The following is a 6109-nucleotide window of genomic DNA, read 5'->3' on the forward strand; positions in this document are numbered from 1 at the left end:
AGGACATGGCCAGGATGACGCCTGGGACGGGATCGAGCGAGCGTGTAGAGCCCAGCGCCGAGGGCGGGAGACCGGCAAAAGGTCCCGAGGAGCGGGGGTCGGACGACGCCCGGGGCCGCCCCGACGGGCCGGGGGAGGGGCGGGACGCGATCGAGCGAGCCCTGCTCGAGGTCCGCGCCCTGATCGAGTCCACGGTCGAACGCCACCGCAGCCGCGTCTCCCGGGATCAGCAGATCCTCGCCCTGGACGGCCGGCCGGCGAAGGTGCTGGAAGAGGCGCGCAGGCTGGTGCTGGGGGCCACCAGCAGCCTCGACGTGGTCCTGGCCTCGGGGCCCAGCTGCGGCGCCCACAGCAGGTCGACCCTGCGCGAGTTGATCGGGCTGGTGCCGGCTACCGTGCGGCTGCGCCTGCTCTGTTCGCCGGCGATGATCGACGAGGACTTCGTCCGCGAGCAGAGCCGGCAGGACTCCCCCGTCGAGGTGAGGGTGACTCGGGTGCCGCCCCTCCAGGCGGTCATCGTCGACGCGGCGACCGGGTTGGTCTCGACCGAGTCGCCGACCGGGCGCAGAGCTTCGCTCATCCGGGTGCCCGATGTCATCCACACCCTGTGCACGCTCTACGAAGGAGTGTGGCGCAATGCGGTGCCCGCCGCCGCCCGCATCAGGTTCGGTGACCACTGCAGGACCGATCTCGCCCAGCAGATCCTCGGTGCCCTGCGCGCCGGTGTCACCGACGAGGTGGCCGCCCGCGAACTCGTGGTCTCCGTACGCACCTACCGGCGCTATGTCGCGGAGATCATGACGCTGCTGGATGCGAGCTCACGCTTCCAGGCCGGGGTGCTGGCCGCTGAGCTGGGCCTGCTGAACGGTATCGAGTCGGTGGCCCCGCACGGCGCGCCGCTTCGGGGCGAGCCGTGAGCGCCGATGGCCCCGGCCATCTTTCGGGCGACGACGGTGCGTGCGGCGGCGAGGCCGCGTCCCCAGCCTCGCAGGGCACTACACCTAGCAGCTTCCTGAAGCGCCCGTTGCCCGGTTGGGAGGCGGCCGGTTAGAACTTGTGGCGTCGATCGGAGTCCGCCAGGACGAGCCGGAGGCAGCAACGCTACGAAGTACCGCTCACGCGAGGTGCGAAGAGGATGAAGGCCGGCATCGGCGGCGGACGGTTCCGCGAGGCTGCGCCCCCCGGCTCGGCGGACGGCCCCTGCCCCACCCTCGCGTCGTGCGCCCCCGGCTGCCCGGTCGCGTTGCCGTCCGGCGGCCGCTCCCCTCTCATCGTCCGGCGTGCCGAGTCGGCCGATTCCCCGAAGGGTGACTGATGACCGCCTTCCCCTGCCCGGCGTTCGCGCTTCACCACGACAGCGGCGTGGGCGTCCAGGACAAGGCCTCCCGACTGTTGAGCGTGCTGGAGGGCGGGCCCGCCTCCGTCTCCCGGATCGTCGCGGTCACCGGACCGACCCGGCCGACCGCATACCGGCCGGCCTTGGCGCTCCGGAAAATCCGGCTGGTCACCCGCGACGCGAGGGGCCGCTACCAGCTCGGCCCCCGGCTCAGCGAGATGGCGATCCTGGAGCACGGAGACCGGATGCGGTCCCAGGCCGGGTCCCTGCTGCCGGAACTGCGCGCACGCACCGGTGTCAGCGCTCGGCTCTACCGCTCGTGCGAGGAGGGGAAGCTCTGCGTGGCCGCCGCCGGGACCTTGACGGCGCACCCTGTTCCGGTGGGCACCGTCCTCACGGCGTGGCCCGGCGCGGCGGCCCAGATACCGATCGCCTGGGAGGAACCCGAAGCGCTGCACAAGGGGCTCGTCGGTGCCCGCCTCACCGCGGAGACACTCGTCCAGGTGCGCCGCCGGGGCTGGACGCAGACCCTCGACTCGGCGAACAGCTCCACCGCCACCCTGGCAGCCCCGGTCCGCGGGCCGGGCGGCCGCGCCGTCGCTGCGCTCGCCCTGACCGGTCCGGCCACGCTGCTGACCGGGGGCCCGGCCGGAGGGGCCGTCAGCGCCGCGAGCGGCGCGGCCCTGAGGCTGGGCGAAGCGTCGGACGCATGACCCCCGCCTCCCCCGGAGAGCGAGCGGCTGCTCGTATGATGCGTGGCGAAGAGCCCGCGGAGAGGATGGAGTTCAGGATCCTCGGACCCACCGAGGTCTGGTCCGGAGGGTCCCGCATCCTGCTCACCGCGGCCAAGCAGCGCACGGTACTCGCGGCGCTCCTCATCTCCCCCGGCCGGTTCGTCTCCGATGTGTGGCTCGCCGACCTGCTGTGGGGGACGACGCCACCGGCGACCAAGTCCGCCCAGCTGTACACGTACGTCTCCCGACTGCGGCGCGGTTGCGGGCCCGGACTGCGGCTGGTGCGCAAACACCGTGGGTACTGCCTGAACCTGGGCGACGCGTGGTTCGACTGGGAGGTGTTCCAACAACTGGCGGAGCAGGGCCGGGCGGATGTGGCGATGCGCCGCTACGCCGAGGCGGCGAAGTGCCTGGAGCGGGGGCTCGCACTGTGGCAGGGCCCGGCACTGGCGGACGTCACCGAGTTCCTGACACGCGCTGAACTGCCCCTGCTGGAGGAGGCCTGGTTACGCGCCGTAGACAACCGCATGGCGGCTGTCCTGGCTCTGGGACGGCACGAGAACGCACTGCCCGAACTCACCCGGCTGGTGGCGAAGCACCCCACCCGGGAGTCGCTGCGCGGGCACCTGATGACCGCCCTGTACCGCTGCGACCGGCAGATGGACGCCCTGCGGGTGTACGAACAGGGACGGCGGGTCCTCCTTGAGGAACTGGGTGTGGCCCCCGGCGCCAGCCTGCGACGGCTCCACCGCGCCGTTCTGGAGGAGGCGCTGCCCCCTCCCGCGGCCGCCGAGCCGCTGATCCTGACCGTACCGCGCACGGCCGGCGGCGCACCGCGACCCGCCGCGGTGGCGGGCCAGGCGCGGCAGGGGGCACTCAGCCCCTGGATCGGTCTGGCACCGGCCATGCTGCCGATGGACACACCCGGATTCGTCGGTCGGCGTGCCGAACTGGAGCGGATAGCCGCCGGGTTGCGTGAGCGGCCCGACTCCTGCCGGGGCGTCGCCCTGAGCGGCGCGGTCGGGACGGGCAAGACAGCCCTGGCCGTGCGCGCGGGACACGCATGCCGTGAGGACTTCCGTCATGGCCAGCTCTACATCGACCTCCGGGACGAGAGCGGCCGCGCCAAGGATCCGCTGGATGTGCTGGGCGGCTTCCTGCGCGCGCTGCTGCCCCTGCGGGGCGAGGACCTGCCCGCCAGTCTCGACGAGCGTGTCCAGCTGTTCCGCAGCGCGCTCTCCCGGCGCCGCGTCCTCGTGGTGCTCGACAACGCCGTGGACGAACGACAGGTGCGGCCGCTGCTGGCCAGCGGGCCCGGCTGCCGGGTGCTGATCACCGGACGCCGCCCGTTGGTCTCGCTGGAGGGGGTTTCGGCCGTGCGGGTCGGGCGGCTCGACGCCGCGGCCGCACGGGAGCTGCTGGAATCGTGGGCAGGGGCCGACCGCCTCCATGCCGAACCCGACGCCACACGCGCACTGCTGGACCTGTGCGACGGACTGCCGCTGGCACTGCGGTTCTGTGCCGCCCGGCTGGTCGCCCGGCCCCAGTACCCGGTCTCCCGGCTGGTGGACCGGCTGGAGCGGGGCGAGGTCCGGGTGGACGAGTGGGGTGGGGGCGCGCACGACCTGCGGAACGCGCTGCGCGCCGGTGTCATGAGGCTCGAAGCCCCCCTGCGCTCCGCGCTGCGCACACTGGCCCGGACGGAGCCGGGTGCCTTTGCCCCGGCCGACGCGGCGCGACGGCTGAACTGGACCGAGTCCCAGGCACGCGGCGCCCTGGACGCGCTGGTCGAGGGCGGGCTGCTGGAATGCACGGCCCCGCCCGCCGGGCGCCCCACCGGTGCGGCGGCCGACCGGCCGGACCCCGCGCAGCCGTACTACCGGTGCACGCCGCTGGTCCGCCTGCTGAGCCGGACGAGGCGCCCCGCAGCACCGTTCCAGACGCCGAAGGGCCCTTGGTCCGTCAGTCGGCCGACGGGCTGAGCGGCTCGTCCGCCTGGCCGGCCGGCGGCATCTGCATGTCGTTGATGAACGCGGCCAGCAGGGCGGCCCAGCGCAGGCCCTCCTCGTCCGCGGCCGAGCTGTCCTCCGGATCGGCATCAACCGCCGCGCCCGCCCTGGCGGACGGCGCGCACCCCGCCGGCCCGTCCCCGTACGAGCCCGTCGCTCCCGCCTGGTCCGGGCCTGACGGACGCGGGGCCTGCGGGTGATCGTCGCCCTCCGGCGCTCCTGTCGGATCCGGTGCAGCCTCCTGGCTCATGTTCCCCTCCTCTTCGAGCCGCCCAGGGCGGGCGTTTCTTCCAGGGTTGGGTACACGTCTATCCCCGTCCTATCCCCGTTCTATACTCCGGCCCCCGCGAGCACCCGGACCCGACCGCCTCGCAGCTTCCTGTAGCGGCCATTGCCGTGCACGACACGGGCAGAGTTCGATGGGCGCATCAGGCGCAGAGCTCGCCCCGTTCGCGGAGCCTCCCTGACCGGCGGTACCTCCCCCGTTGCCGCCGGGACGCCGGGGCCCGGTCTCGCAGGAGGCCGGGCGCCGGTCCGATGCGTGTGCGTCAGTCTCGTGCACCCCGCGACGCGCGGAGAAAGAGGTTCCGGTGATGACCGCCGCAGCTCCCGAACGAAGGCGAAGGGCCGTAGCAGGAGGCGGCACGGTGGTCACCTCCTCACCCGGCCGCGAACTGCTGGCCCACGTCGTCGACCACGATCCGTCATTCCGCGATCGGACCGCCGAGTCGCTGCGCGCCGTCGAGAAGCGTCTGCTCGACTGCTCGACGGGCGCCCCCGACCCCCGGGTGGCCGAGCTGACCGGCCATCTCGCCGCGGCGGGCGGCAAACGGCTGCGCCCGCTGCTGGTACTGCTCGGGGCGGAGTTCGGGGAGCCCTGGCGGGACGGCGTCGTCGACACGGCCGTGGTCGCCGAACTCGTCCACATCTCCTCGCTCTACCACGACGACGTGATGGACGGGGCGGACCTGCGGCACGGAGTGGAGAGCGTCAACGCCCGCTGGGGTGCCCGCCTCGCGGTGGCGGGCGGCAACTGGTTGCTCGCCCGGGCCGCCCGTCTCGCGGCCGAGCTGGGCCCGGACATGGTGCGCTTCCACGCGGACGTGGCGAGCGACCTGGTCGTGGGGCAGCTGCGCGAGATGACCGGACCCGGTGAGGGCGAGGACCCGGTGCACCACTTCTTCCAGGTCACCGCGGGCAAGACCGCCGCCCTGCTCTCGATGGCCGCGGCGGCCGGAGCCCTGCGCGGGGGGGCTCCGGCGGCGCACGGGCGCGCCCTGGCCGAGTACGGCCGCCAACTCGGCATCGCCTTCCAGATATCCGACGACCTCCTCGACCTGGCCGCGCCCACCGCGCTCATCGGCAAGGAGCAGGGCAAGGACCTGGCCGCCGGGGTGCTGAGCCTTCCGGTGATCCTGGCCGTGGCGGACCGGAGCCCGGCCAACGCCGAACTGCGCGGACTCCTCGCGAACGGGCCCTTGACGGACCCGGGAGACCGGCACCGCGCGCTGGAGCTGTTCGCCGCGTCGGCCGCTCCGGCCGCCGCCCGGGGCCATCTGCGCCTCCGACTGGACCGGGCCGGGGCAGCACTGGACCCGCTGCCTCCGGGACCGGCGCGCGAGGCGCTGCACGCCCTGTGCGCCTACGTCGACACACGCGTCGCCCGGACCGTGGCAGCGAATCGCTGAGCTGACCGGCAGATACGACAAAGGGGTTGGGTATGCCACTGGCCGCAAGAGATGAACTCGCCGCGGTCCGCGCCGAAGCACTACGCGGACCGAGTGACAAGGCGACCGAGGCGCAGCATGCCAAGGGCAAGTTGACCGCGCGTGAGCGCATCGGGCTGCTGCTGGATGCGGGGTCGTTCAAGGAGGTCGAGCAGTTGCGCCGGCACCGGGCGACCGGGTTCGGTCTGGAGGCGAAGAGGCCGTACACCGATGGTGTCATCACCGGCTGGGGCACGGTCGAGGGCCGGACGGTCTTCGTCTACGCGCATGATTTCCGGATCTTCGGCGGGGCGTTGGGCGAGG

Annotated in this window: 7 protein-coding genes; 6 read left to right on the top strand and 1 reads right to left on the bottom strand. The window is 73.4% G+C overall.

The genetic code is table 11. The annotated features are described in order from the left end of the window. Positions 1–14: 14 nt before the first annotated feature. The 4 genes from AMK21_RS33035 to AMK21_RS33050 all read left to right on the top strand — a co-directional run bounded on the left by AMK21_RS33035 (position 15) and on the right by AMK21_RS33050 (position 4052). Positions 15–917 (top strand): LuxR family transcriptional regulator, encoded by a 903-nt coding sequence (locus AMK21_RS33035; protein WP_234422119.1) that lies wholly within the window; start codon positions 15–17, stop codon positions 915–917. Positions 918–1135: 218 nt separating this feature from the next. After that, positions 1136–1315, top strand: a complete 180-nt coding sequence (locus AMK21_RS35215; RefSeq protein WP_073882837.1) for a hypothetical protein — start codon at positions 1136–1138, stop codon at positions 1313–1315. Continuing rightward, the gene (locus AMK21_RS33045; protein ID WP_073882838.1) at positions 1315–2049 is read left to right on the top strand and encodes an IclR family transcriptional regulator C-terminal domain-containing protein; all 735 of its coding nucleotides are present in this window, start codon (positions 1315–1317) and stop codon (positions 2047–2049) included. The genes AMK21_RS35215 and AMK21_RS33045 overlap by 1 nt, the downstream gene beginning before the upstream one ends. Before the next feature lie 65 nt (positions 2050–2114). Next, positions 2115–4052 (top strand): AfsR/SARP family transcriptional regulator, encoded by a 1938-nt coding sequence (locus AMK21_RS33050; protein ID WP_073882839.1) that lies wholly within the window; start codon positions 2115–2117, stop codon positions 4050–4052. Here the strand turns inward: AMK21_RS33050 and AMK21_RS33055 are convergent. Beyond that, on the bottom strand, positions 4033–4329 hold the full coding sequence (locus tag AMK21_RS33055) for a hypothetical protein (RefSeq protein WP_073882840.1): 297 nt from the start codon (positions 4327–4329) through the stop codon (positions 4033–4035). The two genes, AMK21_RS33050 and AMK21_RS33055, sit on opposite strands and share 20 nt — an antisense overlap. Positions 4330–4726: 397 nt before the next feature. On the opposite strand from AMK21_RS33055, the gene AMK21_RS33060 reads away from it, so the two are divergent. Together AMK21_RS33060 and AMK21_RS33065 are read left to right on the top strand one after the other, a co-directional pair. Continuing rightward, positions 4727–5767: a polyprenyl synthetase family protein gene (locus AMK21_RS33060; RefSeq protein ID WP_073882841.1), complete on the top strand. Its 1041-nt coding sequence runs from the start codon at positions 4727–4729 to the stop codon at positions 5765–5767. 32 nt (positions 5768–5799) lie between these two features. Continuing rightward, positions 5800–6109, top strand: a 310-nt coding sequence (locus tag AMK21_RS33065; protein WP_324613933.1) for a carboxyl transferase domain-containing protein, incomplete at its 3' end; no start/stop codon positions are given.

The organism is Streptomyces sp. CB00316 (genome assembly GCF_001905595.1).
Classification (GTDB): domain Bacteria; phylum Actinomycetota; class Actinomycetes; order Streptomycetales; family Streptomycetaceae; genus Streptomyces.

What these genes read in the sequence shown, in the direction of transcription:
- AMK21_RS33035 (WP_234422119.1), top strand. Translation starts at nt 15, where the DNA reads ATGACGCCTGGGACGGGATCGAGCGAGCGTGTAGAGCCCAGCGCCGAG.
- AMK21_RS35215 (WP_073882837.1), top strand. Translation starts at nt 1,136, where the DNA reads ATGAAGGCCGGCATCGGCGGCGGACGGTTCCGCGAGGCTGCGCCCCCC.
- AMK21_RS33045 (WP_073882838.1), top strand. Translation starts at nt 1,315, where the DNA reads ATGACCGCCTTCCCCTGCCCGGCGTTCGCGCTTCACCACGACAGCGGC.
- AMK21_RS33050 (WP_073882839.1), top strand. Translation starts at nt 2,115, where the DNA reads ATGGAGTTCAGGATCCTCGGACCCACCGAGGTCTGGTCCGGAGGGTCC.
- AMK21_RS33055 (WP_073882840.1), bottom strand. Translation starts at nt 4,329, where the DNA reads ATGAGCCAGGAGGCTGCACCGGATCCGACAGGAGCGCCGGAGGGCGAC.